The following is a 25208-nucleotide window of genomic DNA, read 5'->3' as shown; positions in this document are numbered from 1 at the left end:
GTTGGTGCGCCGGGCATGGCCCGGTGCTGCCGTGAGCTGGACTTGCAGGTAGCGCCGGACCATGCCCGGCGGAAAGACAGGAGCATCCCATGCATCGCCTTCCCCTCGTTGTCCGCCTGCTCCTGCTGCTGATCGCGGCGTCCGCCTTCCCGGTCGCTGCCACGCCGCTGCAGGCACAGTGGGAGTTCCGTATGCTGCCCGGCGACGCGCAGGGCGCCGCTCATCCAGGTCTGCAGCAATGGCGGGCGGCGACGGTGCCGGGCAGCGTGCCCACCGACCTGCTGGCTCACGAACTGATCCGTGATCCGTATGTCGGCGCACCAGAGGCCGAACTGCAATGGATTGGCCTGGCCGCCTGGGAGTACCGCGCCCGCTTCGACGTGGATGCGGCGACGCTGGCCAAGCCCAATGCCGAGCTGCGCTTCGACGGTCTGGATACCTACGCCGACGTCAGCCTCAACGGCAAGCCGCTGCTGCGCGCGGACAACGCGCACCGGACCTGGCGCGCGCGCGTGAATGGGCGCCTGCGGGCCAGGGACAATGAACTGCAGATCGTGTTCCGTTCGCCTATCCGCACCCTGCTGCCGGGCGTGCAGGCAATGCCGCACAAGATCGCTGGCAACTACCCGTCGCCGTATGGCGATGAGCCGAAGGACGCGATGGTCGGCAACTTCGTGCGCAAGCCGGCCTACCACTTTGGCTGGGACTGGGGGCCTCGCTATGTCACCGCCGGCGTCTGGCGCGGGGTTGACCTGCAGGCCTGGGAGGCTCACCGCCTGACCGATCTTGCGGTGCGTACAGATGCATTGAGCGCGGAGCAGGCGAAGCTGGCCGTGCTGCTGCAAGTGGAGCAGGGCGCGGCGGCGGGCTCGGCCGTGGTGAATGTGGATGTGCGCGATCCGCAGGGCCGCAACGTGGCCCAGGTGCAGCGCACGGTGCTGCTGAAGCCCGGCCAGAACAGCATCGAGGTTCCGGTTGAACTGGCTGATCCGCGGCGCTGGTGGCCAGTCGGCTACGGCGCGCAGGACCGCTACACGGTGCAGGCCCGCCTGGACCAAGGTGGCGCGCCGGAGCTGGCGCGCGAGCAGCGCATCGGGCTGCGCACGGTCGAACTGCGCCGCGAGGAAGACCGCAAGGGCGGGCAGGGCTTTGCCTTCGTCATCAACGGCGTGGAGATCTTCGCCAAGGGCGCCAACGTGATTCCGTTCGATGCCTTCCCCGCGCGCGTCGATGCCGCACGCCTGCGCCAGGTGCTGACGGCCGCGCGCGACGCCAACATGAACATGCTGCGCAACTGGGGCGGCGGCTACTACGAGGACGACGCGTTCTTCGACGTCGCCGACGAACTGGGCCTGCTGGTCTGGCAGGACTTCATGTTCGGCGGCGGCATGCAGCCGGGCTACGATCCGGCGTTTCGTGCCAACGTGGTGGCCGAAGCACGCGACAACGTGCGCCGTCTGCGCCATCACCCCAGCATCGTGCTGTGGTGTGGCAACAACGAGGAAGAAACCGCATGGAAGGACTGGGGCCACGGCCGCGACCTGAAGGCGGCCAACCCGGCATTTGCGGCGAAGGTCTGGCAGGGCTACGTCGACCTGTTCGGCAACGACCTGCGCCAGGTAGTGGGCGAGGAGGGGCTGGGTGTGCCGTACTGGTCCAGCTCACCGAGCAACGACCTTGACGAGAAGGCCAACGATTCAACGCGTGGCGACAAGCACTACTGGCAGGTCTGGGGTAATCCGGCGTTGCCGGTGCAGGCCTACCTGCGCGAGACGCCGCGCTTCATGTCCGAGTACGGGCTGCAGGCGTGGCCGTCGGTGGCGACAGTGGACCAGATCGCCACCCGCGCCGAACAGCGCATCGACAGCCCGGTGATCCGCGCGCACCAGAAATTCATGGCCGGCGAGGGCAACAGCCGCCTGCTGCACTACATCGAACTGGGTTACGGCACGCCGAAGGACTTCGAGGACTTCGTCTATCTCAGCCAAGTGATGCAGGCCGATGGCATCGCACTGGCGGCGCTGCATCATCGCGCCTCGCGGCCATACACGATGGGTTCGCTGTACTGGCAGCTCAACGATGTCTGGCCCGGCGCCTCGTGGTCCAGCGTGGACTATTTCGGCCGCTGGAAGGCGCTGCACTTCGCCGCGCGGCGTTTCTTCGCGCCAGTGACGGTGGCAGCGCTGCGCGACGAGGGCAGCACGCGGGTGCGCCTGATCAACGACGGTGCCGCACTGGATGCGCGCTGGCGTCTGCGGGTGATGGACGTGGAGGGGAAGGTGCTGCGTCGTCGCGAGGAAACGGTGACGTTGGCGGCGGCGGGTGTCACCCCGATGGGCGATTTCAGCGATGCGGAGCTGCTGGCCGGTGCCGACCCGATGCGTACGGTGGCGGTGTTCGAGTTGCTGCAGCAAGGCGACGTGAGCGCGCGGCAGGTGGTCGGTTTCGTTGAGGCCAAGGACCAGCTGTTGCCGCGGCAGAAACTCAAGGCCACGTTGTCCATCGAAGGGGACCACTATCGTCTGCGGCTGGAAAGCGCGGCGTACGTGCGCGCGGCGTGGATCGACTTCGGCGCGCTGGATGTGCAGGTCGAAGACAACCTGCTGGACCTGCTGCCGGGCGAAACACGCGATATCGCGGTGCGCGGCCCGGTGGATCTGGTTACCCTGCGCGAAGCGCTGAAGGTGAAGACCCTCAACGACCGTTGAGGGGTTTCCCGCTTTGGTAGGTGCCAACCTTGGTTGGCACACCAGCAGCATGCCAACCAAGGTTGGCACCTACCATTTTGCTTACAGCTGGATCTGCTGGAAATTCTCGACCCGTTCGTGGCCGTTGGCGGCCTGGCCGGTACGCGGCATCGGGTAATCATCCAGGCGATCGATCAGGCGGGTCTGCAACCCGGCTTCGCGGGCGGCATCCAGTTCTTCCACCACATCGGACAGGAACAGGATCTCGCCGGCCGGTACGCCGATGGCCTGCACGATGCGGCGGTAGCTGTCGGCCTCGCGCTTGCCGCCGACTTCGGTATCGAACCAGCCCGACACCAGCGGGCTGAGGTCGCCGGCGTCGCTGAAACCGAAGAACAGCTTCTGCGCCGGCACCGAACCGGAGGAGTACACGTACAGCGGCAGGCCGGAAGCGTGCCAGCCCTTCAGCACCGGCGCCACTTCCGGGTAGAAGTGCGCGGTGTAGTCGCCACGGCGGTATCCTTCGTCCCAGATCAGCCCCTGCAGCGCCTTCAGGGCGGTGTGCTTGCGGTCCTGGTCGATCCAGCCCTGCAGCGTCTCGGCCACCAGATTGTCCTGGCAGGCACCGCCGATCTCGGTAGCCACCGCGTCCAGCCAGCGGCGGACTTCAGGCTGCTGGCCATGCTCGGCGACAAACGCGGGCAACGCCTTGCGCGCATAGGGGAACAGCACGTTCTTGACGAACGAGATGCTGCTGGTGGTGCCTTCGATGTCGGTCAGGATGACGCGGGCTTGCATGGATCAGGACGCCTGGGTGGGTACGTAACGAGGGAACTTCTGCGCGATGTCGGTGCCGGTGAAGTGACCGACCCAGCCGTCCGGCTCGGTGAAGAAGCGGATCGCCACGAAGCTGGGCTCCTCGCCCATGTCGAACCAGTGGGTGGTGCCATCGGGCACGGCGATCAGGTCGTCCTTCACGCACTCGATCTCATAGACCTTGTCACCCACGTGCAGGGTGAACAGGCCGGAGCCGGCGACGAAAAAGCGCACCTCGTCTTCCTTGTGGAAGTGCTCGTCGAGGAACTTTTTCCGAAGCTCGGCGCGGTTCGGGTTGTCCGGGGCGATCGAGGCCACGTCCACGCTCTTGAAACCGCGCTCGGCCACCAGGCGGTCGATGTCGGCGCGGTACGCGGCGAACACTTCCTCCTGGCTGGCGCCCGGTGCGACCGGCGCGGTGGCCTGCCAGCGCTCGAAGGTGACGCCGATCTTCTGCAGCTCGGCAGCGATGACCGCGCCGTCCTGGGTATCCAGCAGCGGCGATTCGGGGCGGATGTCGTCGTAGATGCGCAGTCGGCTCATGGCGGCAGCTTGAACGTCTCGGGGGGAGGACAGGGTAGCAGGGTGGGCGCAGGATGCAGATTCCGGATCGGCATCTGCACCTGTGCGCCGGTTCAGCCGCGCAGCCTGCGCAGCTCCAGTTCGCAGTGGAACAGGAACTCGAACGCTTCCAGGTGGCGGCGTGCCTCGGCCATGTCGCGGCCCCAGGCGTACAGGCCGTGGCCATCGATCAGATAGCCCCACAGGTTCTGCCGGTCGAGCAGGTCATCGACCTGCTTCGACAGCACGTTCATGTCCTGGGTGTTGGCGAACACCGGCACATCGATGGCCATTTCGTGGGTACTGTTGCCGGCGAAGGCCTTCAACAGCTCGTAGCCTTCCAGGCGGACATGACCCTGCGGCGCGTACAGGCGCGAGGCGATGGTCTGCACCGGCGAGTGCGTATGCAGCACGCAGCCGACGTCCGGGAAGCGGCGGTACAACTGGGTGTGCAGCAGGGTCTCGGCGGACGGGCGCAGCGGACGGCCGACGGCCTGGCCGTCGAAGTCCACCACCATGATGTCGTCCTCGATCAGGCGGCCCTTGTCCTTGCCGGACACCGTGATCGCGGCGTGGCGATCGTCCAGGCGGTGGGAGAAGTTGCTGCTGGTGGCCGGGGTCCAGCCGGCGTGGGCCAGTTCGCGGACGTTGTCGATCAGCAGCTGGGCCAGTTCGCTCAGGCGCGCGGTGTCGTAGGGGAAGGTGGGGGCGTTCATGCCGACGATTTTACTGGATTCGGCCAACGGCTGAGCCCCTCGTGGCGGGTCGTATAGAGCGGTTCATGGGCGGGGCGGGGCAGGTGGGCCGTGCAGGGGACGCTGCAAGTACGTCCCTGTAAGCTCGATGGCGCCATCCATGGCGCCAACGCCCCTACACGGCCCACCCGCCCCGCCTCTGACAGGTTCCGGTGTACGGCCGGCCACGGAGTGAAGAAGGAAAAGCGAAAAGCGGGTTGCGGCGCTGCGCTTGCTCGGAGCCGAGCATGGCTCGGCTCTACAGGGAATTCATCGACCGGAGAGAATTCATCTCTCAGACGCAATTCATCCACGCATGGCGTGGATCTACCGGACGTGCCAGGAGACTGTCGGAGGCGGGGAGGGGGGAGGTTGCGGGGGCGTGAGCCGCATGGATGCGGCGACCGAGCTTACAGGGATGTACTTGCAGCGTCCCCCGCAATCTCCCCCCTCCCCGCCAAACCCTCAGTCCAGCTGTTGCTGTTGACGTTGCGCCAGCGGGTGCAGGGCCGCAGGCCCTGCAATGCAAAAAACCCTACTTCACACGCAGGCGGCTGTGCCTGAAGCCGTAGCAGAAATAGATCACGAAACCGACGAAGGTCCAGACGCCCATCAGCATCCAGTTGTGCATCGTCATCGCAGACAGCAGGGCCAGGCAGCTGAGCACGCCCAGGCTGCAGATCAGCCACGCCATCGGCATGCGGAACGGGCGCGGCAGGTCCGGCTGGGTGCGGCGCAGAATCAGCACGCCGGCACACACCGCCGCGAACGCGATCAGCGTGCCCATCGAGGTCAGCTCGCCAAGGATGTCCAGCGGGAACAGTGCCGCCAGCAGCGCGATGCCGATGCCGGTGATCACCGTGTTGATGTGCGGGGTGCGGTACTTCGGGTGGATCCTGGTGAACACCGGCGGCAGCAGGCCGTCGCGCCCCATGATCATGAAGATGCGCGGCTGGCCGATGATCATCACCAGTACCACCGAGGACAGGCCGACCAGCGCGCCGACCTCGACCACCCAGCGCAGCCAACCCAGCTGCGGATGCGCGGCCACCGCGGTCACCACCGGTTCGTCGGTGCCCAGCAGCTGGAACGGCACCAGGCCGGTCATCACCGCCGCCATCGCGATGTAGAGCACGGTGCAGACCACCAGCGACAGCATCATGCCGATCGGCATGTCGCGCTGCGGATTCTTCGATTCCTGCGCCGCCACCGATACCGCCTCGAAGCCGATGTAGGCGAAGAACACCATCGCCGCGCCACGCAGTACGCCTTCCATGCCGTACTTGCCGGGGCCTTCGTTGGCGGGAATGAACGGGGTCCAGTTGCTGGTGTCCACGTACTTCCAGCCGACCACGATGACCAGCAGGATCAGGCCGGTCTTGAGCACGACCATCGCCATGTTCATTGCCGATGACTTGCTGATGCCGACGTAGCACAGCCAGGTCAGCAGCAGTACCAGCGCAGCGGCCGGCAGGTTGGCGATCGCGCCGGTGGGGCGCAGCTGTGCATCGAGTGGCGCACTGACCAGCGCCGCCGGTAGATGGATGTCGAACTGGCTGAGCAGGCTGAGGAAATAGCCGGTCCAGCTGACCGCCACCGCCGACGCAGAGACGCCGTACTCAAGCACCAGCATCCAGCCGATGAACCAGGCCGACAGTTCGCCGAAGGTGGCGTAGGTATAGGTATAGGCGCTGCCGGAGACCGGCACCATCGAGGCGAACTCGGCGTAGGCCAGCGCGCAGAAGGCGCAGCAGATGGCGGCCAGCACGAACGACAGCATGATCGCGGGGCCGGCGTGGTTGGCGGCGGCCTGGCCGGTGATGACGAAGATGCCGCCGCCGATCACGGCACCGATGCCGAGGGCGGTCAGGCCCCAGGGGCCGAGGTGGCGGCGCAGGCTCAGGCCGTTGGCGTCTTCATGGGCGGCATGCGGGTGCTTGGTGGCCCACAGTTGCTTGAACATGTGTGGTGGTCTTGTCGAAGCGCGCCGTGTCTGGCGCGCGGGGAAAACGGACGGGCCGGCACAGGGCCGGCCCGTAGGCGGATCAGGGTGACTTGGCCAGCTTGCTGTTGCGCATGCCATAGCCGAGATAGATCAGCATGCCCAGCACGGTCCAGCCGACGAACAGATGCCAGTGCACCACGAACGCTTGCCAGAACAGGAACAGGCAGGCCGCAGCGCCAAGCGGGCAGATGATCCACACCGCCGGCACGCGGAACGGGCGATGGATCTCCGGCTTGGTATAGCGCAGCACCAGCACGCCGATGCAGACCGTGGCGAAGGCCAACAGGGTGCCCATCGACACCAGTTCGCCCAGCACGTTCAGCGGCACCAGGCCGGCCAGTGCGGCGGCGATCACCCCGACCACGATCGTGGCCCAATAGGGGGTGCGGAAACGAGCGTGGACCTTGCCGAAGAACTTCGGCAGCAGGCCGTCGCGGGAAATGGTGTAGGCGATGCGGGTCTGGCCCATCATCATCACCAGCACCACCGAGGACAGGCCTGCGATTGCGCCGATCTCGACCAGGGTCTTCAGCCAGGACAGGGTCGGGTAGGGCTCCAGCGCGGTCGCCACCGGCTTGTCGGTGCCCAGCAGGTGGTACGGCATCATGCCGGTCAGCACCGCGCAGACGATGATGTAGACGATGGTGCACACGGCCAGCGAGCCGAGCAGGCCGATCGGCATGTTGCGCTGGGGATCCTTGGTTTCGCCGGCGGCGGTGGAGACCGCGTCGAAGCCGATGTAGGCGAAGAACACGATGGTGGCCGCGCGGAAGATGCCGCTCCAGCCGAACTCACCCGGCACGCCGGTGTTTTCCGGAATGAAGGGCTGCCAGTTGGCCGGATCGATGTGGGCCGCGCCGATGCCGATGAACAGGCAGATGACGGTGACCTTGATCGCCACGATGATGGCGTTGACGAACGCCGACTGGGTCACGCCCACGTACAGCAGGCCGGACACCGCCGCCACGATCAGCACCGCCGGCAGGTTGAACAGCTTGCCGGAAGAGACGAACTCGCTGCCGGTCCAGGCGATGGGCGCGGCGCTGAGCAGGTCCGGGAAGGGCATGTGCAGCGTGGTGGTGATGAAGCTGATCAGGTAGGCCGACCAACCCACCGCGACCGACGCCGAGGCGAACAGGTACTCCAGCACCAGGCACCAGCCGATGAACCAGGCCATGCCTTCGCCGAGGGTGGCATAGGAATAGGAGTAGGCACTGCCGGAGACCGGCATCATCGCCGCGAACTCGGCGTAGCACAGGCCCGCCAGGGCGCAGGCGAAGCCGGCCAGCACGAACGACAGCATCACCGCCGGGCCGGCGTGGTTGGCTGCGGCCTGGCCGGTCAGCACGAAGATACCAGCGCCGATCACCGCACCCACGCCAAGCAGGATGAGGTGTTTAGCCGTGAGGGTCCGTTTCAACGTGGCTTCGCCGTCCAGGCTGCCTTCGATGGGTTCGCCGGCATCGACGTGCCCGGCCGGCTCGACCGGCTTGACCCTCAACAGAGCTTTCAGCATGCAGTACTTCCTAGTGATCGGATGGGGTGGGCGGCCGATACGTTGCCGGCTGCCTTGAATGGTGAAGGCCGTGCGAACGGCCCGCTGTACCTTAGCCAAAGCTGAAGCCAACGCACAAGCGCAATCGCAACAATGAACGGCGATAATGAGCAGTATTTTTCCGAACCGCCCCCATTCATGAGCCAGACCGCCGAAACCCTTGCCGCGCTTGACGATCGCCTGCGCGGCCTGCTCCGGGACTACGCGCACCGCGAACCCGCCCACGACGCCCTGGCTGCCGAATTCGGCACATTGCTGGATGATCCGGAAGATCCGTTCCGGCGTGAGCGGCTGGCCGGCCACTTCACCGCCAGCTGCTGGCTGGTCAGCGCCGATGAGCAGCGCCTGCTGCTGACCCACCATCGCAAGCTGCAGCGCTGGCTGCAGCTGGGCGGCCACGCCGACGGCGACCGCGACCTGGCCCGGGTGGCGCTGAAGGAAGCCGAGGAAGAGTCCGGCCTGAGCGGCCTGGTGCTGGAAGACCCGGCCATCTTCGATCTGGACAAGCATTGGATTCCGGAGCGCAAGGACGTGCCGGGACACTGGCACTACGACGTGCGCTTCGTGATCCGGGCGCTGGGTGGCGAGGCCTTCGTGCCCAGCGAGGAATCACTGGACCTGGCCTGGCGGCCGGTGACCGAGGTCGCGGCCGACCCGGAATCGGATGAGTCCATGCAGCGCATGGCGCGCCGCTGGTTGGCACGCTAGCAACCTGTAAGGCCGAGCCGATGCTCGGCTCGATGCGGGCCGGAACCGCAGCCGAGCATGGGCTCGGCTCTACAAGCGCATGGCGGGATCCGCGTCAATACAGAATGCGCGTCCGCAGCGTGCCCGGAATCGCCGCCAGCTCGTCGCGTACGGCGGCGGCCTGTGCCTCGCTGGCGGTGATGTCGATCACCACGTAGCCCACCTTCGGGTCGGTGCGCAGGAACTGGCCGTCGATGTTGACGTTGTGGCGCGAGAAGATCTCGTTGACCCTGGACAGCACGCCCGGCACGTTCTGGTGGATGTGCAGCAGGCGCAGGCTGTCTTCGTGTTCGGGCAGGGTCACTTCCGGGAAGTTGACCGCCGACAGGGTGCTGCCGTTATCGCTGTAGCGCACCAGCTTGGCCGCCACTTCCACGCCGATGTTGTCCTGCGCTTCCAGCGTGCTGCCGCCGACGTGCGGGGTGAGGATCACGTTGTCGTGGCGGGTCAGCGGTGATTCGAAGATATCGCCGTTGCCCTTCGGCTCGACCGGGAACACGTCCAGCGCGGCGCCACCGACGTGGCCGCTGGCCAGGGCCGCGTCCAGCGCATCGATGTCGACCACGGTGCCGCGCGCGGCGTTGATCAGGTGCACGCCCTTGCGCATCTTCGCCAGCTCGGTGCTGCCGATCATCCACTGCGTGGACGGCGTCTCCGGCACGTGCAGGGTGACGATGTCGGCGCGTGCCAGCAGGTCGTCCAGGCTGGCCGCTGCACGGGCGTTACCCAGTGCCAGCTTGGTTTCCACGTCGTGGAAGATCACCTGCATGCCCAGCGATTCGGCGAGCACGCCGACCTGGGTGCCGATGTGGCCATAACCGATGATGCCCAGCGTCTTGCCGCGCACTTCATGGCTGCCGCTGGCCGACTTCGACCAGCCGCCGCGATGGCATTCGGCGTTCTTCTGCGGGATGCCGCGGGTCAGCATGATCGCCTCGGCGATCACCAGCTCGGCCACGCTGCGGGTGTTGGAATAGGGCGCATTGAACACCGGGATGCCGGCCAGTTCGGCCGCATCCAGGTCGACCTGGTTGGTGCCGATGCAGAAGCAGCCCACCGCGATCAGGCGCTTGGCCTCGGCCAGCACCTCGGCGCTGAGCTGGGTGCGCGAGCGGATGCCGACGATGTGCGCCTCGGCGATGCGTGCTTTCAGTTCGTCCTCGGGCAGCGCCTTGGTGTGCGCCTCGATCTGGCTGTAGCCGGCGGCGCTGAACACCTCCACGGCGGTCTGGCTGACCCCCTCCAGCAACAGCACGCGGATATCCTGCTTGGGGAACGAGGTCTTCTTCGGCGACATGGGGCAACACGGCCAGTGGGACAGGGGCTGACCACTATGCCAGATCGCAACGCCCATGGTGCAGTGCGCAATTGGTTGCATCCGTAGCTATCTGCACGGCTGCGGGGCTGGACGCTGGCGCGTGCCGCTGGCACGCTTGCCCGTTCTTCACGCCCCGCGCTGGACCGTCATGACCGATTCCCGCATTGCCTCGCTGCAGCAGGCCTGTCCCGGCCTGAAGCTGAAGACCGACCCGGCCGACCTGGAGCATTACGGGCGCGACTGGACCCGGCGCTGGACGCCGGCACCGCTGGTGATCGCACTGCCGGCCACGGTCGAGGAAGTGCAGGCGGTGATGCGCTGGAGCGCAGGCGAGGGCGTGGCCGTGGTGCCGTCCGGCGGCCGTACCGGCCTTTCCGGTGGCGCGGTGGCCGCCAACGGCGAGCTGGTGCTCAGCCTGGAACGGATGAACAAGGCACTGGCCTACGACGCGGTCGATCGCACGCTGGTGGTGCAGGCCGGCATGCCGCTGGAGGCCGTGCACAACGCCGCGCTGGACCACGGCCTGATCTACCCGGTGGATTTCGCCGCGCGCGGCTCCTGCACGATCGGCGGCAACATCGCCACCAATGCCGGCGGCATCCGCGTGATCCGCTACGGCAACACCCGCGAGTGGATCGCCGGGCTGAAGGTGGTCACCGCCAGCGGCGAACTGCTCGAGCTCAACAAGGGCCTGATCAAGAACTCCAGCGGCTATGACTTCCGCCAGCTGTTGATCGGTTCGGAGGGCACGCTGGGCGTGATCGTCGAAGCCACCGTGAAGCTGACCGACCCGCCGCCGGCCAGCAACGTGATGCTGCTGGCAGTACCCAGCTTCGAAGTGCTGATGCAGGTGTTCGCCGCGTTCCGCGCGCGCCTGCAGCTGCAGGCCTTCGAGTTCTTCACCGACCGCGCGCTGGAGCATGTGCTGGCGCACGGCGCGCAGGCGCCGTTCGACGAGGTGCACCCGTACTACGTGGTCACCGAGTTCGCCGCCAACGACGAAGCGCAGGAAGCGGCGGCGATGGCGGCCTTCGAGGACTGCATGGGCAACGGCTGGGTCAGCGACGGGGTGATCAGTGCCAGCGACGCCCAGGCCGCCCAGCTGTGGCGCCTGCGCGAAGGCATCACCGAATCGCTGGCGCGCTACAAACCCTACAAGAACGACGTCTCGGTACGGATCTCGGCGATGCCGGCGTTCCTGGCCGAGACCCAGGCGCTGATCGGGCAAGCCTACCCGCACTTCGACGTGGTCTGGTTCGGCCACATCGGCGACGGCAACCTGCACATCAACGTGCTCAAGCCCGACGACACCAGTGACGCCGATTTCGTGGCGCAGTGCGAGCACGTCACCAAGCTGCTGGCGCAGGTGCTGGCGCGTTTCGATGGCAGCATCTCGGCCGAGCATGGCATCGGCCTGGTCAAGAAGGGCTACCTGGACAGCACCCGCGGCCCGGCCGAAATCGCGCTGATGAAGGCGGTCAAACGCGCGTTCGATCCCCAAGCGCGGCTGAATCCCGGCAAGCTGTTCGACGCCTGAGCCGGGCAAATCCTTCACGCAACCGTTACGCTCCACGCATCCTCACAACCGGCTTCGAACCGATGACCCGTAAGCTTCTGCTGCTCGCCCTGCTGTCCCTGCCGCTGGCCGGCTTCGCTTCCAGCTTCGCCGGCACCTCGGCCGGTTCGGCCACCGGCGCTTCCTCCGGCTCCTCGGGCAGCAGCTCGGGTGATGACAAGGTGGTGCTGGCCGCGCGCGACGATGCCGCTGCGTTCGTTGCCAGCGACGGCCAGATCCGTGGCGCCCGCCTGCAGGCCGCGCTGGTCCACCTGCGTGAGCAGAGCGCCACCGCACAGCTGCAGAGCGACCTGGAACTGGCCCGCGCGCTGCTGGCCCGTTGATCCGGCCTTCGGGTAGTGCCGGCCGCTGGCCGGCAACTGCATGACATCTGCACGGAACGCCGCCACGCTTGGCGTGGCTCTACTGCTGACCGCCCACGTCGCGCCTGCAGCTGATCGCCTGCAGCTTGATCCGTCCGGTCTCGATCCGGCACAGCAGCGGCTCGCCAGCCAGACCCTGGCCGACGTGCAGTCACTATTGCCGGACGGCCTGCTGGCTGCGTTGCCGGCGCAGGTACGGGTGCGCTGGACGGATGACCTGCCGGCCGATGTGCATGGCCGCACCTTCGCTGGCCGTATCGCGTTGCGCCGGAGTCTGCTGGGCGACAGTGCGCCGGGCGCCCGTCGCGCACGCCGCAGCGCGCTGGTACACGAACTGACCCATGTTGCTGACCGTACGGGGGCGAACTGGTCACGCAGTGTGCGCTGGCGTGATCTGGCAGGATGGCAGCGCAAGCCCTGGCATCTGGGCCGTGGCGACAACGACTTCCGTGACCGCAGTCCCGATGCGTATGAACTGAAGGACCCGGCCGAGTACCTGGCAGTGAACGCCGAGCATTTCGTGCTCGACAGCGAGTTCGCCTGCCGGCGCCCGGCACTGGCGCGGTGGTACCAGGCCCATTTCGGAACCCCGCCATCGCTGCCGCAGTCGCACTGCGCGACCGCGTTGCCATTGCTGCAGGCCGAATCGGAAGAGGGGGCGGCATCGCTGCTGCAGCTCGACCCCGCGCGTGTCTACGCCGTGGATTACCTGTTCGCCGAAGGCAGCGCGCAGCCAATGAGCCGCTGGGGCCACAGCATGCTGCGATTGGTGATCTGCAGGCCCGGGCGCGCACCGGGGCCGGACTGCAGGCTGGATCTTGAACACCACCGCGTGCTGTCCTTCCGCGCGTTCGTGGGCGACGTGCAGATATCCAACTGGCGCGGCTTGACCGGCGGCTACCCGTCGCGGCTGTTCGTGCTGCCGCTGCAGCAGGTGGTGGACGAGTACACCAAGGTCGAACTGCGCGGCCTGCAGTCGCTGCCATTGCGGCTGCAGCGCGATGAGATCGCCAGCCTGCTCGAGCGCACCGCCCAGGTGCACTGGAGCTATGACGGGCGCTATTACTTCGTCAGCAACAACTGTGCGGTGGAGACCGCCAAGCTGCTGCAGGCCGGAGTGCCGCGGCTGGGCGAGGCCGGGCTGGCCCAGCTGAGTCCGCGTGGTCTCAAGCGCCGGCTGGCGCGGCTGGGCATGCTCGACGAGCGGGTACTCACGGACCGCAACGCCGCGCAGGCACAGGGCTATTACTTCGCTTCCGCGCGCGACCACTACCAGCAGTTGTTCACAGTGGCGGCGACCCAGCTGAGCCTGCCCGCCCGCGATGTGCGCGGCTGGTTGAAGCTGCCGGCGGAACAACGGGCAGCGTGGCTGCTGAAGGGCGACCTGCGCGCCAGTGCCGGCCTGCTGTTGCTGGAGCAGGCCGCGCAGCGGCGTGCCGAGCTGCGGGCACGCGATGTGCTCAAGCGGCAGCTGCTGGCTGCTGCGGACAGCGCGGAAACCCGCAGCCTGCGCGGCCTGCTGGCGCAGAGTGGGCAGTGGTTGCGCCCAGGGACGCTGCTGCAGGACGGCGGCTATGGGTTGCCTCTGGGCGACGAGCAGGTACTGCTGTCTGCGGCCGTGACCACTGCCAGTGCGCAGGCGGTACCGGCATGGCAGGCATTGCGTGTGCAGCTTCGCCAGCAGTTGCCGGCGCGGCAGCGTGAGGAAATGGATGCGATCGACGCCAATCTGGCCGCGCTGGGGGCACACCTGCGCACACAGGCCGCTGGCCCGGCTACTGGCGCGGCAGTTCGATGACGAAACGGCTGCCGCCGCAGCTGCCGGGCGTGCAGTAGGCATGGCCGCCATGTGCATCGGCGATGGCCTTGACCACCGCCAGGCCGAGCCCGCTGCCACCGCCCTGGCGCGAACGTGAGCCGTCGGCGCGCATGAACGGAGTGAAGATGTCGGCATGCAGTCCCGGATCAATGCCCGGGCCTTCATCCTCGATGGCCACCTGCACATGGCCCGGCGTGTCATGGACAGCGATCCGCACCTTGCCTGGGCTGGCATAGCGACGGGCGTTTTCCAGCAGCGCCAGCAGCGCCTGGCGCAGGCGCGTGGGATCACAGTGCGCGTTGTGTTCCTCGCGGCTGGTTTCCAGCTCCAGCACGAAGCCCGCAGCGCGGAACTGCGGGTCGACCAGCGTCATCACCGAATGCACCTCGGCCACCACGTCGGTGCGTGCGCGACGCACGTCCAGCCGTGCGTTGTCGGACAGGCTCAGCACGCGCAGATCTTCGATCAGTCGCGACAGCCCTTCGACCTGGGCGAGCAGGCTGCGGAACTGCGACTCGTCCGGCTGGAACACGCCCTCGGCCAGTCCCTGCAGGCGGCCGCGCAGGATCGTCACCGGAGTACGCAGCTCATGGGCGATGGCCGCATGCCACATCGCGCGCTCGCTCTCCATGTGCTGCAGGCGGCGCGCCATCGCATTGAAGTCCTCAACCAGGGTCGCCACTTCGCCCGGCGAATTCTCCTCGACGCTGGCGCGGGCCCCGAGGTCACCGCTGGCGAGGGCACGCACGCTGTCCACCAGCGAATTCAACGGCGACAGGATGCGGTGGGCGAGGCGGAACGAGGCGGCGATGGCCAGCGCCAGGCCGGTCAGTATCACGCCCACCATCCATGCAAGCTCCGGCCCGGTCGGCAACCAGCTTTCCGGCTCTTCGGTACTTCCGGGGAAGAACTCGACCAGCACCGCGTACAGCAGCCACGACGACAGGATCATCATCACGATGACGCCGATCACCATCAGCGACATCGAGACGATGATGTGGCGGCTGAGCCCGGAACGGCGCAGTCGGGCCATCAGCGGTCAGCCATCAACCGGTAGCCGACGCCGCGCACACTGGCCGGAACATTGACCATGCCCACTTCGTCCAGCTTGCGGCGCAGCTTGCTGACATGGCTGTCGACAGTGCGCTCCAGCGCTTCGCTTTCCGGCAGGCATTCGTGCATCAGCTCGCTGCGGCTGAAGATGCGGGTCGGTGCCAGCGCCATGCAGTGCAGCAGCTTGAACTCGGTGAGCGTGAGCAGCACTTCGTGACTGTAGCCTTCGCCCTCCACGTGCACGGCGTGGGTGGCCGAGTCGATCAGCAGCGGGCCGACGCGCAGCGCAGTGGGCGCGTCCACGCGCGAGGCGCGCAGCGTACGCCGCAGCACCGCGCGCACGCGCGCCGCTACCTCGGCCGGGTTGAACGGCTTGACCACGTAGTCGTCGGCACCCATGCGCAGCGCGGTCAGCTTGTCGAGGTCCTGGTCCAGCGCGGTCAGCATGATCACCGGCGTCTCACCACGCTGGCGCAACTGGGTCAGCACGCTCCAGCCATCCAGGCGTGGCAGCTGCACATCGAGCAGGACCAGGTCGGGGCGGGCGCTGCGATGCAGGTCCAGTGCGCTATGGCCATCGGCCGCGCGCAGCGTGCGCAGTCCTTCGCGTTCCAGGTAGGCGCTGAGAATATCGGCGATCTCGGCCTCATCCTCGACGATCAGGACGAGGGCGGCGAGGGCGGGGGAGGCATGCATGCAGGGGCGGGGCCGTAAGGTGCTTGCCTCCATCGTATCTCCACAGTTCCTCCATCGAAACCCCATCATTGCCACGCACACTGCGCGCTTCAGAACCTATCCGCCGCCTGCGCGGCATTGTGCACAGCAATGAGAACCTTCAGGACACCGGTCGCGTTGATCGCGGCCCTCGCCCTGGCCATGACGGCCTGCTCAACCCCCGAAGCCACTCCCGAAGCCGCACCGCGTGTCAGCGTGATCACCGTCGGCCCACAGGTGGTGCAGCGTGACGACGAACTGCCCGGCCGCGTGGCCGCCGTGCGCACCGCGCAGATCCGTGCGCAGGTGGGCGGCATCGTGCAGCGCCGGCTGTTCGACCAGGGGGCCGAAGTGAGCGCCGGCCAGGCCCTGTTCCAGATCGACCCGGCCGCGTTCCGGGCCGACGTCGATTCGGCACTGGCTGCCCTGCAGCGCAGTGAGGCCGCGCTGGGCCGCAGCCGCGTGCAATCGCAGCGCCTGCATGCGCTGGCCGCCGCACAGGCGGTCAGCCAACAGCATCGCGACGATGCCAGCGCCGAATACGAGCAGGCCCGTGCCGCAGTGAACGAAGCGCGCGCGATCCTGTCCCGTCGCCAGCTCGATCTGCGTTACGCGACGGTCAGTGCACCCATTGCCGGCCGTATCGACCAGGCGCTGGTGACCGAAGGTGCGCTGGTTGGCGTGGCTGATGCCGAGCCGATGGCGGTGGTGCAGCAGATCGACCAGGTCTACGTCGATGTGCGCCAACCGGCGGCGCAGCTGGAGTCGCTGCAGCGCAGTGCCGCCGGTGGCGGCGAGCTGCCGGTGACGATCATCGGTGCCAGCGGCAAGCCACTGCCCGAACGCGGCCAGCTGCTGTTCTCCGGCATCAATGTCGATGCGCGAACCGGTGATGTCATCCTGCGCATCCTGGTCGACAACCCGCAGCGGCAGCTGCTGCCCGGCATGTACGTGCGCGCGAGGGTGCCACGTGGCGCGCCCGCCAGTGCATTGACCGTGCCACAGCAGGCGGTGCTGCGCAGCGCCGGTGGCCAGGCCTATGCCTGGGTGATCGGCGCCGACGGCAAGGCGGTGATCCGCACGCTGGAAGTGGACGGCAGTGTCGATCGCCAGTGGCTGGTGCGCACGGGCCTGAAGGCCGGCGAGAAAGTGGTGGTCGAGGGCCAGGAGCGCCTGCAGGAAGGCGTGGTGGTCGATGCGCGCGACTGGCAGATGCCGGTTGCCAGCGCCGGTGCAGTACAGGCCGGCAGCAAGGGCTGAGCCTGTTCCGGGCCGGTCCCTCCAGGAAAATCCAACATGGCACGTTTCTTCATCGATCGCCCGGTGTTCGCCTGGGTGCTGGCGATCTTCATCATCCTGGCCGGCGTGCTGGCGATCCCGCGGCTGGCGGTGGAGCGCTATCCAGCAGTCGCCCCGCCCAGCGTCAGCATCTATGCCAGCTACCCGGGTGCCAGCCCGCAGACGCTGAATGATGCCGTGGTTGGCCTGATCGAGCGCGAGCTGTCCAGCGTCAAGCACCTGCTGTACTTCGAGTCGTCGGTGGACACGTCCGGCGAAGCGTCGATCACTGCCACCTTCAAGCCCGGCACCAATCCGGAGCTGGCGCAGGTGGACGTGCAGAACCGGATCAAGGCGATCGAACCACGGCTGCCGCGCAGCGTGCGCCAGAACGGCCTGTTCGTGGAGGCCGCTGATTCCGGCTTCCTGATGCTGGTCGGCCTGCGTTCGCCCGATGCCAGCGTCAGCGAGGCCGCGCTGGGCGATTTCATGGCGCGCAACATCATCGAAGAGCTGCGCCGTATCGATGGCGTCGGCCGCGTGCAGTTGTTCGGTGCCGAGCAGGCGATGCGCGTGTGGCTTGACCCGACCCGGTTGACCGGCTACGGCCTGACCATGGGCGATGTGGCAACCGCGATCGAGCAGCAGAATCTGGAGATTTCGCCAGGACGCATTGGTGATTCGCCGGGTGTTCCAGGCCAGCGCATCACCGTGCCGCTCAGTGCCGACGGCCAGTTGTCCACGCCGGAACAGTTCGCGGCGATCGTACTGCGTGCCGGCGCCGACGGTTCACGGGTGGTGCTGGGTGATGTCGCCCGCGTCGAGCTGGGCGCGCAGAGCTATGCCTGGGGCACCCGCGAGGACGGCCATCCAGCCACCGCCGCCGGCGTTCAGCTGCGCCCGGGCGCGAACGCGGTGCGTACCGCTGCGGCGGTGCGTGAGCGCATGGCTGAGCTGGCGCCCCTGCTGCCGCGCGGGGTGGAAGCGAGCATCCCGTTCGACACCGCGCCGTTCGTGAAGATCTCGATCCAGAAGGTGGTGCAGACCCTGCTGGAGGCGATGCTGCTGGTGTTCGCGGTGATGTACCTGTTCCTGCAGAACTGGCGTTACACGCTGATCCCGGCGTTGGTCGCACCGATCGCGCTGCTGGGTACGTTCGCGGTGATGCTGGCGCTGGGCTTCTCGATCAACGTACTGACCATGTTCGGCATGGTGCTGGCCATCGGCATCATCGTCGACGACGCGATCGTGGTGGTCGAGGGCGTGGAACGGATCATGGCCGAGGAGGGCCTGCCGCCGCGCGAGGCCACCATCAAGGCGATGCGTGAACTGACCGGCGCAGTGATCGGCATTACCCTGGTGCTGACTGCGGTGTTCATCCCGATGGCGCTGGCCAGCGGTTCGGTGGGCGCGATCTACCGCCAGTTCACCGTGGCGATGGCGGTGTCGATCCTGTTCTCTGCGCTGCTGGCCCTGAGCCTGACGCCGGCGCTGTGCGCGACCCTGCTGCGCCAGGCCACCCACGGCCATCACGGTCGCGGCGGGCTGTTCGGCGCTTTCAACCGGGGCTTCGAGCGGATGACCGGGCGTTACCAGCGTGGTGTGGCGTCGGTGCTGCAGCGGAGCGGGCGGGTGATGGGCGTGTTCGCCGCGCTGGTGGCGGCGTTGCTGCTGGGCCTGCACTGGCTGCCGGGTGCATTCCTGCCGGAAGAAGACCAGGGCTATTTCATGACCTCGATCCAGCTGCCGGCCGAGGCGACGGCCGAGCGTACGCTGGCCGTTGTCGAAGCCTACGAACGGCACGTGGCCTCGCGTCCGGGCATCGGCTCCAACCAGTCGATCCTCGGCTACAGCTTTTCCGGTTCCGGCCCGAGTGCGGCGCTGACCTACACCATGCTGAAGGACTGGGGTGAGCGCGCAGGCGCAACCGCGGCCGGTGAGGTGGAGGCCGCACAGCAGGCGATGGCCACGGTTGCCGAGGGTGAGGTGATGAGCGTGATGCCGCCGGCGATCGACAGCCTGGGACGTTCGTCCGGCTTCTCGCTGGCCCTGCAGGCGCGTACCGGGCAGGGCCAGGCCGAACTGCGCGCAGCCCTGCAGCAGCTGCTGAAGCTGGCCGAAGCCAGCCCGTTGCTGTCGGAGGTGCATGCCGATGGCCTGCCAGCCGGCACCAGCGTGCGGCTGGAGATCGACCGCGCCAAGGCCGAGGCGATGGGCGTGGGCTTCGAGCACATCAGCAGCACGCTGTCGGCGGCCATGGGCTCGCAGTACGTCAACGACTTCCCCAACAAGGGACGGCTGCAGCAGGTGATCCTGCAGGCCGATGCGCCGCACCGGATGGAGCTGGAAGACGTGCTGAAGCTGTACGTGCGCAACAGCGAGGGCGGCATGGTGGCGTTGTCCGAGCTGGTCACCCCGCACTGGACCGAGGCGCCGTTGCAGCTGCAACGCTATCTTGGTTTCCCGGCGCTGAACCTGTCCGGCGCCCCGGCCTCTGGCGTGTCGACCGGCCAGGCCATGGCGGAGATGGAGCGGTTGGCCGAAAAGCTGCCGTCCGGCTTCGCCCTGCAATGGACCAGCCAGTCGCTGCAGGAGCGTGAGTCGGGGGCGCAGGCGCCGTGGCTGCTGCTGTTGTCGATGCTGGTGGTGTTCCTGGTGCTTGCCGCGCTGTACGAGAGCTGGTCGATTCCGTTGGCGGTGCTGCTGGTGGTGCCCCTGGGCCTGCTTGGCGCGGTCGCCGCGGTGTTGTTGCGCGGCATGCCCAACGACGTGTTCTTCAAGGTCGGCATGATCACCGTGATCGGGCTGTCGGCGAAGAACGCGATCCTCATCGTCGAATTCGCGCGGCAGCTGCAGCAGCAGGGGCGCGGCCTGGTTGAAGCAGCGCTGGAGGCGGCGCGGCTGCGCCTGCGTCCGATCGTGATGACCTCGCTGGCGTTCGCGCTGGGCGTGGTGCCACTGATGCTGGCGCAGGGCGCGTCGAAGGAAACCCAGCAGGCAATTGGAACCGGCGTGTTCGGCGGCATGGTCAGTGCGACCGTGCTGGCGGTGTTCTTCGTGCCGGTCTTCTATGTAGTGGTGCAGGGCGCGCGGCAGTGGATCGCGCAGCGCCTGCGCAGGCGCCGGCCGATGCCGGGAGGAACCGTGGATGGAACGGAACATCGTTGAAGATCTGCATGACCAGCAGTTGATGGCGCTGGAGCAGCGCCTGTGCGCAGCGCTGCTGGATAACAATCACGATGCGTTGAACGCGCTGGTATCGCCGGCCCTGTTCCTGATGGACGGCCACGGTGGCCGCATGCTCGATCTGCCGTGGCTGGGTGACTGGTTGGCCGGTGACCTGCAGGTACGAAGCCTGCAGCTGCACGCGGTGGAAACGCTGCTGTGTGGCCGTCTGGCGTTGCTGTCCAGCGACGTGCGGATGTCGGTGTGGCGGCAGGGCCGGGAGCGTGAACTGAAACTGCGCCTGCTGCGGGTGTGGACCTGCAGTTCAGGCGAAAGCGGCGCGCAGCTGTTGTCGATGGCGGTACTGGCCGCATGAGCGCGGTCAGGCCGCTTTCAGGCCCCGCTCACCGCGAGGTGGTAGGGTCGAGCATTCCTGTAGTGTCGACAAGGAGTCGAGCCATGCGTGTAGTTCCCAGTCTGTTGGCAGCCTCCCTGGGGTTGGTCTTGGCCGCGTGCCAGCCGGCCCAGGCACCCGCGGCGGGCAGCAATGACGCCTCGCCTGCCACGCCGAAGCCGAGCGCCAACACGGAAGGTGGCAGCGAGACCGCCTACCGGTGTGGTGATCTGAGCGTGCGCGCGACCTTCAATGGCGAGGATGCTGCCACGGTGGTGATCGGCGAGCGTAGCTTCGCCATGACCTCCGAGCGCGCGGCATCCGGCGCCAAGTACAGCGATGGTCTCGGCAACAGCTTCTGGACCAAGGGCAGCGATGATGGCCTGCTGAGCCTCAAGGGCGAACCGGATCGCGAGTGCCATGCGGTGGAAGCTACCGAAGGCGATGGCAGCGCCGGCAATGCGGCATTCCGTGCCACCGGCAATGAACCCGGCTGGCTTGCAGTCGTCGACGGCGATGCGCCGGGCCTGCAGGCGGAGGTCGATTATGGCGAGCGCCGCTTCGACGTGGCCAAACCCACCCAGGGGGCTGATGGATGGAGCGGAAAGGCGTCCGACGGCACCGACGTCAAGCTCAGCTTCCAGCGCACCACCTGCCAGGATGACATGAGCGGCGAGGCGTTCGAGGCCAAGGCGATGCTGACTGTCGGTACCCGCCAGTACCATGGCTGCGGCAACTTCGGTGCGAAACAGCCGTAACCGCTGCCACCGATGATCCGTCCGCTGCCTGCGGCGAACACGCCGCAGGCAGGAACAGGCAGCCGATCAGCGCGAGGCGCTTAGTCGGCACGGCCGGCGAATTCGCCGGTGGCGGTGTTCACCAGCACGCGCTCGCCGTTGACGATGTACTCCGGCACCATGATCTCGATGCCGGTGTTGAGCTTGGCCGGCTTCGGGCGCTTGGTGGCGGTGCCACCCTTCAGTTCCGGCGGCGTCTCGATCACTTCCAGCACCACGGAGGCCGGCAGCTGGATCGCCACCGGCTGCTCGTCGATCACCTGCACGTAGATGCCGGTCAGGCCGTCGGTGATGTAACCGGCGTCATCGCCGATCACGTCCGCATCCAGGGTGTACGGGGTGTAGTCCTCGTCATCCAGGAACACGAAGGCATCGCCGTCCTTGTACGAATAGGTGGACTGGCGGCGCAGCAGTTCGACCTCGACCAGGTTGTCGTCGGCATCGAAGCTGGCGTCGAGCTTGTTGCCGCCCGGCACGCTGTACATGATGAAGCGGAAGCGGACGTTGCCGCCGCGACCCTGCGGCGAGCTGCGCTCGATGTCGCGGATCTGGTACACGCCGTTGTTGTACTCGACGACGTTGCCCTTCTTGATGTCGTTGGCTTTCATGGTGATCTAGGTCGTTGGGGGAGGGCGCCGTCCCGGCGCCCGGGGGAATCACTTCGGAGCGAGGCGGGTAGCGCCGTCCAGGCGGATGGTCTCGCCGTTGAGGTAGGTGTTGCCGAGGATGAAGCCGACCAGGCTGGCGAAGTCTTCCGGCTTGCCCAGGCGCGACGGGAACGGAATCGAGGCGGCCAGCGACTGCTGCACGGCTTCGGGCATGCCGTCCACCATCGGCGTCCAGAACACGCCTGGGGCGATGGTGTTGACGCGGATGCCGAAGCGCGACAGTTCGCGTGCCATCGGCAGCGTCATCGACACCACGCCGCCCTTGCTGGCGGCATAGGCGGCCTGGCCGATCTGGCCTTCATAGGCGGCGATGCTGGCGGTGTTGATGATCACCCCGCGCTCGCCATCGATGCCGGCCTCGTTGTGCTGCATGCGGTTGGCGGCGGCCTTGGCGACATTGAAGCTGCCGACCAGATTGACCATCACCGTGCCCTGGAAGCCGGCCAGCGGCATCGGGCCTTCTTTGCCCAGCACGCGGCCGGCGCCGAGGATGCCGGCGCAGTTCATCGCTACGTTCAGGCCGCCGAGGAAATCGTGGGCCTGGTCGATGGCTGCCGAGACGGCCGCTTCATCGCTGACGTTGACGTTGAAATAGCGGGCCTTGTCGGCACCCAGATCGGCAACGGCGGCGGCGCCCTTGGCGTCGTTGAGGTCGAACAGGGCCACCTTGCCGCCCTGGGCGACGAGGTGCTGGGCCACGGCCAGGCCGAGGCCGGAGACGCCGCCAGTGATCACGGCACGTACGGAAGACAGCTGCATTGAACGGTCCTGCAGGTTCGAGAACCGCCGATTCTAACGGAAGCCGTGACCGCCGCTGTTGTGCACTGCGCCGCCGGTGCAGGGCGGCGCAGTGCAGCGGTCAGCCGGCGGCGGCCAGCGCCTGCCCGGTGCGGCTGGCGGTGGCGCGACCGAGCAGGCCGGCCAGCCAGCGGCCGGTCTCGGCCAGTGCCGGCAGGTCCACGCCGCTGTCCAGGCCCAGGCCCTGCAGCAGGTAGACCACATCCTCGCTGGCGACGTTGCCGCTGGCGCCCTTGGCATACGGGCAGCCACCGGCGCCGGAGACCGCGCTGTCGACCACGCGCACGCCTTCTTCCAGGCAGGTGGCGATGTTGGCGATGGCCTGGCCGTAGGTGTCGTGGAAGTGCACGGCCAGTGCCGTCATCGGAATCTCGGCGGCAACCGCCTGCAGCATCGCCCGTGCCTTGCGCGGGGTGCCGACGCCGATGGTGTCGCCCAGTGAGATTTCGTAACAACCCATCTGGTGCAGGGCGCGCGCCACCCGCACCACGTCGGCCAGTGGCACCTCGCCCTGGTAGGGGCAGCCGAGTACGGTGGAGACATAGCCGCGCACGCGCACGCCATCGGCGGCGGCGCGGCGCAGGATCGGCTCGAACCGGGCCAGCGATTCGTCGATGCCGGCATTGGTATTGGTACGGTTGAACGCCTCGGAGGCGGCGGTGAACACCGCCACTTCCTCCACGCCCACCGCACGGGCGCGGTCGTAGCCCTGTTCGTTCGGCACCAGTACCGGGTAGTGCACGCCCGGCCGGCGCTGGATGCCGGCATAGACCTCGGCGGCGTCGGCCAGTTGCGGGATCCACTTCGGGCTGACGAAACTGGTCGCCTCGATGCTGCGCAGGCCGGTGGCCGACAGGCGGTTGATCAGTTCGATCTTGTCGGCGGTGGACACCGACTGCTTTTCGTTCTGCAGCCCATCACGCGGGCCGACCTCGACGATGCGGACGTAATCGCTCATGCGGCTGCCCCATCGGACGGACGGTGGCAGACCGCTTCGATGTTGTTGCCGTCCGGGTCGAGCACGAAGGCGGCGTAGTAATCCGGGTGGTACCACGGGCGCAGGCCCGGGGCGCCGTTGTCGCGGCCACCGGCGGCGAGGGCGGCGGCGTGGAAGGCGTCCACCTGCGCGCGGCTGGTGCAGGCAAAGGCCACGTGCACGCCGTGACTGGTGGTGCCGCCATTGCCGAGCCAGAAGAACGGCTTGCCATCGCTGCCGAAGCCGATGTGGTCGTGGTCACCGGTTTCTTCGGCGCTCACTTCCATCACGACGCCGATCTGCAGCGGCGCCAGTGCCTGCAGGAAGAAGGTCGTGCTGCGCGCCAGGTCGGCGCTGGTCAAACCAAGATGATCGAGCATGTTCAGGCTTCCGTGACCCAGTGGGGGGCGCGCTTGTCGAGGAAGGCGCCCAGGCCCTCCTGGCCCTCGGCGGACACCCGCAGGCGCGCGATCAGGGCGGCATTATCCCGATCCAGCGCGTCGCGGTCATGGCTGTCGCGGACCTGCCGCACCAGCTGCTTGGCGGTGGACGAGGCGATCGGGCCGGCCTTGTCGAGCAGGGCCAGCTGGCGTTCCAGGGCTTCGTCCAGGCGTTCGGGCTCGACCAGCTGGTGGACCAGGCCGATGCGCAGCGCGGTGTCGGCATCGAAGTGCTCGCCGGTGGCGAACCAGCGCCGCGCCTGGCGCGGGCCGATGGCCTCGATCACGTAGGGCGAGATCACCGCCGGCAGCAGGCCGAGGCGGCTTTCGGTCAGGCCGAAGCGGGCCGCGGTGCTGGCGATGGCAATGTCGCAGCAGGCAACCAGGCCGACGCCGCCACCGAAGGCGGCGCCGTGGACCCGGGCCAGGGTCGGCTTGGGCAGCTCGTCCAGGGTGCGCATCAGCCGCGCCAGGGCCAGCGAGTCCTCGCGGTTGTCGGCCTCGCTGGCGGCGGCCATGCCGCGCATCCACTGCATGTCGGCACCGGCCGAGAAGGAAGTGCCGTGACCGGCGACCACCACGGCCCGGACCGAATCATCGCCGGCGGCGGCTTCCAGAGCGGCAGTCAGCCGGGCGATCAGGCTGGCGTCAAAGGCGTTGTGCAGCTCCGGCCGGTTCAGCCAGAGGGTGAGGACAGCGCCACGGCGCTCGATCTGCAAAGCATCGTTCATGGGATTCCAGGGTC

At 67.5% G+C, this 25208-nt stretch carries 22 protein-coding genes; 9 read left to right on the top strand and 13 right to left on the bottom strand.

What is annotated here, in order from left to right:
• The first annotated feature begins 89 nt into the window (after window positions 1-89).
• Window positions 90-2708, top strand: a complete 2619-nt coding sequence (locus AC10QF_RS19235) for a beta-mannosidase (protein ID WP_494542703.1) — start codon at window positions 90-92, stop codon at window positions 2706-2708.
• An 81-nt stretch (window positions 2709-2789) separates the two neighbouring features.
• Here AC10QF_RS19235 and mtnC read toward each other — a convergent pair whose 3' ends face one another.
• The 5 genes from mtnC to AC10QF_RS19210 all read right to left on the bottom strand — a co-directional run bounded on the left by mtnC (window position 2790) and on the right by AC10QF_RS19210 (window position 8319).
• On the bottom strand, window positions 2790-3485 hold the full coding sequence (gene mtnC / locus AC10QF_RS19230) for an acireductone synthase (RefSeq protein ID WP_005416350.1): 696 nt from the start codon (window positions 3483-3485) through the stop codon (window positions 2790-2792).
• Window positions 3486-3488: 3 nt separating this feature from the next.
• Window positions 3489-4046: a 1,2-dihydroxy-3-keto-5-methylthiopentene dioxygenase gene (locus tag AC10QF_RS19225; RefSeq protein WP_049402829.1), complete on the bottom strand. Its 558-nt coding sequence runs from the start codon at window positions 4044-4046 to the stop codon at window positions 3489-3491.
• Window positions 4047-4138: 92 nt separating this feature from the next.
• Window positions 4139-4780: a methylthioribulose 1-phosphate dehydratase gene (locus AC10QF_RS19220; RefSeq protein WP_005416352.1), complete on the bottom strand. Its 642-nt coding sequence runs from the start codon at window positions 4778-4780 to the stop codon at window positions 4139-4141.
• Between the two features lie 553 nt (window positions 4781-5333).
• Window positions 5334-6761 (bottom strand): amino acid permease, encoded by a 1428-nt coding sequence (locus tag AC10QF_RS19215; RefSeq protein ID WP_065184963.1) that lies wholly within the window; start codon window positions 6759-6761, stop codon window positions 5334-5336.
• Between the two features lie 82 nt (window positions 6762-6843).
• Window positions 6844-8319: an amino acid permease gene (locus tag AC10QF_RS19210; RefSeq protein WP_494542702.1), complete on the bottom strand. Its 1476-nt coding sequence runs from the start codon at window positions 8317-8319 to the stop codon at window positions 6844-6846.
• 132 nt (window positions 8320-8451) lie between these two features.
• Here AC10QF_RS19210 and AC10QF_RS19205 point away from each other — a divergent pair, with 132 nt between their 5' ends.
• Window positions 8452-9066, top strand: coding sequence for an NUDIX hydrolase (locus AC10QF_RS19205; protein ID WP_080352975.1), 615 nt, complete (start codon window positions 8452-8454; stop codon window positions 9064-9066).
• A 94-nt stretch (window positions 9067-9160) separates the two neighbouring features.
• Here the strand turns inward: AC10QF_RS19205 and serA are convergent, their stop codons facing one another.
• Window positions 9161-10402, bottom strand: a complete 1242-nt coding sequence (serA, locus tag AC10QF_RS19200) for a phosphoglycerate dehydrogenase (RefSeq protein WP_049441186.1) — start codon at window positions 10400-10402, stop codon at window positions 9161-9163.
• Window positions 10403-10571: 169 nt separating this feature from the next.
• Here serA and AC10QF_RS19195 point away from each other — a divergent pair, with 169 nt between their 5' ends.
• From AC10QF_RS19195 to AC10QF_RS19185, 3 genes are all read left to right on the top strand, one after another.
• The gene (locus AC10QF_RS19195) at window positions 10572-11960 is read left to right on the top strand and encodes an FAD-binding oxidoreductase (RefSeq protein ID WP_494542701.1); all 1389 of its coding nucleotides are present in this window, start codon (window positions 10572-10574) and stop codon (window positions 11958-11960) included.
• A gap of 62 nt (window positions 11961-12022) precedes the next feature.
• Window positions 12023-12322: a DUF2388 domain-containing protein gene (locus tag AC10QF_RS19190; protein ID WP_005416358.1), complete on the top strand. Its 300-nt coding sequence runs from the start codon at window positions 12023-12025 to the stop codon at window positions 12320-12322.
• A gap of 40 nt (window positions 12323-12362) precedes the next feature.
• Entirely contained in the window at window positions 12363-14159 is a 1797-nt protein-coding gene (locus AC10QF_RS19185; protein WP_494542700.1) for a DUF7844 domain-containing protein, read from the top strand.
• On the opposite strand, the gene AC10QF_RS19180 is transcribed toward AC10QF_RS19185, so the two are convergent.
• Both AC10QF_RS19180 and AC10QF_RS19175 read right to left on the bottom strand, forming a co-directional pair.
• On the bottom strand, window positions 14137-15213 hold the full coding sequence (locus AC10QF_RS19180) for an ATP-binding protein (protein ID WP_072169005.1): 1077 nt from the start codon (window positions 15211-15213) through the stop codon (window positions 14137-14139). The two genes, AC10QF_RS19185 and AC10QF_RS19180, sit on opposite strands and share 23 nt — an antisense overlap.
• The gene (locus AC10QF_RS19175; protein ID WP_005416361.1) at window positions 15213-15929 is read right to left on the bottom strand and encodes a response regulator; all 717 of its coding nucleotides are present in this window, start codon (window positions 15927-15929) and stop codon (window positions 15213-15215) included. Before AC10QF_RS19175 ends, AC10QF_RS19180 begins: the two co-directional genes overlap by 1 nt.
• 129 nt (window positions 15930-16058) lie before the next feature.
• On the opposite strand from AC10QF_RS19175, the gene AC10QF_RS19170 reads away from it, so the two are divergent.
• The 4 genes from AC10QF_RS19170 (at window position 16059) to AC10QF_RS19155 (ending at window position 21542) form a co-directional block, all read left to right on the top strand.
• Window positions 16059-17207 (top strand): efflux RND transporter periplasmic adaptor subunit, encoded by a 1149-nt coding sequence (locus tag AC10QF_RS19170; protein ID WP_111176731.1) that lies wholly within the window; start codon window positions 16059-16061, stop codon window positions 17205-17207.
• A 36-nt stretch (window positions 17208-17243) separates the two neighbouring features.
• On the top strand, window positions 17244-20393 hold the full coding sequence (locus tag AC10QF_RS19165; protein WP_069138646.1) for a multidrug efflux RND transporter permease subunit: 3150 nt from the start codon (window positions 17244-17246) through the stop codon (window positions 20391-20393).
• A complete protein-coding gene (locus AC10QF_RS19160; RefSeq protein WP_111176727.1) occupies window positions 20374-20766 on the top strand; it encodes a nuclear transport factor 2 family protein in 393 nt (130 codons plus the stop codon). Before AC10QF_RS19165 ends, AC10QF_RS19160 begins: the two co-directional genes overlap by 20 nt.
• A gap of 83 nt (window positions 20767-20849) precedes the next feature.
• A complete protein-coding gene (locus tag AC10QF_RS19155; RefSeq protein ID WP_111176725.1) occupies window positions 20850-21542 on the top strand; it encodes a COG3650 family protein in 693 nt (230 codons plus the stop codon).
• 80 nt (window positions 21543-21622) lie between these two features.
• Here AC10QF_RS19155 and yeiP read toward each other — a convergent pair whose 3' ends face one another.
• The 5 genes from yeiP to AC10QF_RS19130 form a co-directional block, all read right to left on the bottom strand.
• Window positions 21623-22189, bottom strand: coding sequence for an elongation factor P-like protein YeiP (gene yeiP / locus AC10QF_RS19150; RefSeq protein ID WP_005409468.1), 567 nt, complete (start codon window positions 22187-22189; stop codon window positions 21623-21625).
• A gap of 48 nt (window positions 22190-22237) precedes the next feature.
• A complete protein-coding gene (locus AC10QF_RS19145) occupies window positions 22238-23008 on the bottom strand; it encodes an SDR family oxidoreductase (RefSeq protein WP_111176723.1) in 771 nt (256 codons plus the stop codon).
• A 100-nt stretch (window positions 23009-23108) separates the two neighbouring features.
• Window positions 23109-24005, bottom strand: coding sequence for a hydroxymethylglutaryl-CoA lyase (locus AC10QF_RS19140; protein ID WP_065177609.1), 897 nt, complete (start codon window positions 24003-24005; stop codon window positions 23109-23111).
• Entirely contained in the window at window positions 24002-24403 is a 402-nt protein-coding gene (locus AC10QF_RS19135) for a VOC family protein (protein WP_494542699.1), read from the bottom strand. Before AC10QF_RS19135 ends, AC10QF_RS19140 begins: the two co-directional genes overlap by 4 nt.
• A gap of 2 nt (window positions 24404-24405) precedes the next feature.
• Window positions 24406-25194, bottom strand: a complete 789-nt coding sequence (locus AC10QF_RS19130) for an enoyl-CoA hydratase-related protein (RefSeq protein ID WP_494542698.1) — start codon at window positions 25192-25194, stop codon at window positions 24406-24408.
• Between the last annotated feature and the right edge of the window lie 14 nt (window positions 25195-25208).

This window comes from Stenotrophomonas maltophilia complex sp. Om-AH-Sm3 (genome assembly GCF_059337855.1).
The sequence above is the reverse complement of the archived record's forward strand: the minus strand, read 5'-3'. Positions and strand labels throughout refer to the sequence as shown.

Bases quoted from the DNA above. Each gene is read 5' to 3' on its own strand.
- AC10QF_RS19235 (WP_494542703.1), top strand. From the start codon at position 90: ATGCATCGCCTTCCCCTCGTTGTCCGCCTGCTCCTGCTGCTGATCGCG.
- mtnC (WP_005416350.1), bottom strand. From the start codon at position 3,485: ATGCAAGCCCGCGTCATCCTGACCGACATCGAAGGCACCACCAGCAGC.
- AC10QF_RS19225 (WP_049402829.1), bottom strand. From the start codon at position 4,046: ATGAGCCGACTGCGCATCTACGACGACATCCGCCCCGAATCGCCGCTG.
- AC10QF_RS19220 (WP_005416352.1), bottom strand. From the start codon at position 4,780: ATGAACGCCCCCACCTTCCCCTACGACACCGCGCGCCTGAGCGAACTG.
- AC10QF_RS19215 (WP_065184963.1), bottom strand. From the start codon at position 6,761: ATGTTCAAGCAACTGTGGGCCACCAAGCACCCGCATGCCGCCCATGAA.
- AC10QF_RS19210 (WP_494542702.1), bottom strand. From the start codon at position 8,319: ATGCTGAAAGCTCTGTTGAGGGTCAAGCCGGTCGAGCCGGCCGGGCAC.
- AC10QF_RS19205 (WP_080352975.1), top strand. From the start codon at position 8,452: ATGAACGGCGATAATGAGCAGTATTTTTCCGAACCGCCCCCATTCATG.
- serA (WP_049441186.1), bottom strand. From the start codon at position 10,402: ATGTCGCCGAAGAAGACCTCGTTCCCCAAGCAGGATATCCGCGTGCTG.
- AC10QF_RS19195 (WP_494542701.1), top strand. From the start codon at position 10,572: ATGACCGATTCCCGCATTGCCTCGCTGCAGCAGGCCTGTCCCGGCCTG.
- AC10QF_RS19190 (WP_005416358.1), top strand. From the start codon at position 12,023: ATGACCCGTAAGCTTCTGCTGCTCGCCCTGCTGTCCCTGCCGCTGGCC.
- AC10QF_RS19185 (WP_494542700.1), top strand. From the start codon at position 12,363: ATGACATCTGCACGGAACGCCGCCACGCTTGGCGTGGCTCTACTGCTG.
- AC10QF_RS19180 (WP_072169005.1), bottom strand. From the start codon at position 15,213: ATGGCCCGACTGCGCCGTTCCGGGCTCAGCCGCCACATCATCGTCTCG.
- AC10QF_RS19175 (WP_005416361.1), bottom strand. From the start codon at position 15,929: ATGCATGCCTCCCCCGCCCTCGCCGCCCTCGTCCTGATCGTCGAGGAT.
- AC10QF_RS19170 (WP_111176731.1), top strand. From the start codon at position 16,059: ATGAGAACCTTCAGGACACCGGTCGCGTTGATCGCGGCCCTCGCCCTG.
- AC10QF_RS19165 (WP_069138646.1), top strand. From the start codon at position 17,244: ATGGCACGTTTCTTCATCGATCGCCCGGTGTTCGCCTGGGTGCTGGCG.
- AC10QF_RS19160 (WP_111176727.1), top strand. From the start codon at position 20,374: ATGGAACGGAACATCGTTGAAGATCTGCATGACCAGCAGTTGATGGCG.
- AC10QF_RS19155 (WP_111176725.1), top strand. From the start codon at position 20,850: ATGCGTGTAGTTCCCAGTCTGTTGGCAGCCTCCCTGGGGTTGGTCTTG.
- yeiP (WP_005409468.1), bottom strand. From the start codon at position 22,189: ATGAAAGCCAACGACATCAAGAAGGGCAACGTCGTCGAGTACAACAAC.
- AC10QF_RS19145 (WP_111176723.1), bottom strand. From the start codon at position 23,008: ATGCAGCTGTCTTCCGTACGTGCCGTGATCACTGGCGGCGTCTCCGGC.
- AC10QF_RS19140 (WP_065177609.1), bottom strand. From the start codon at position 24,005: ATGAGCGATTACGTCCGCATCGTCGAGGTCGGCCCGCGTGATGGGCTG.
- AC10QF_RS19135 (WP_494542699.1), bottom strand. From the start codon at position 24,403: ATGCTCGATCATCTTGGTTTGACCAGCGCCGACCTGGCGCGCAGCACG.
- AC10QF_RS19130 (WP_494542698.1), bottom strand. From the start codon at position 25,194: ATGAACGATGCTTTGCAGATCGAGCGCCGTGGCGCTGTCCTCACCCTC.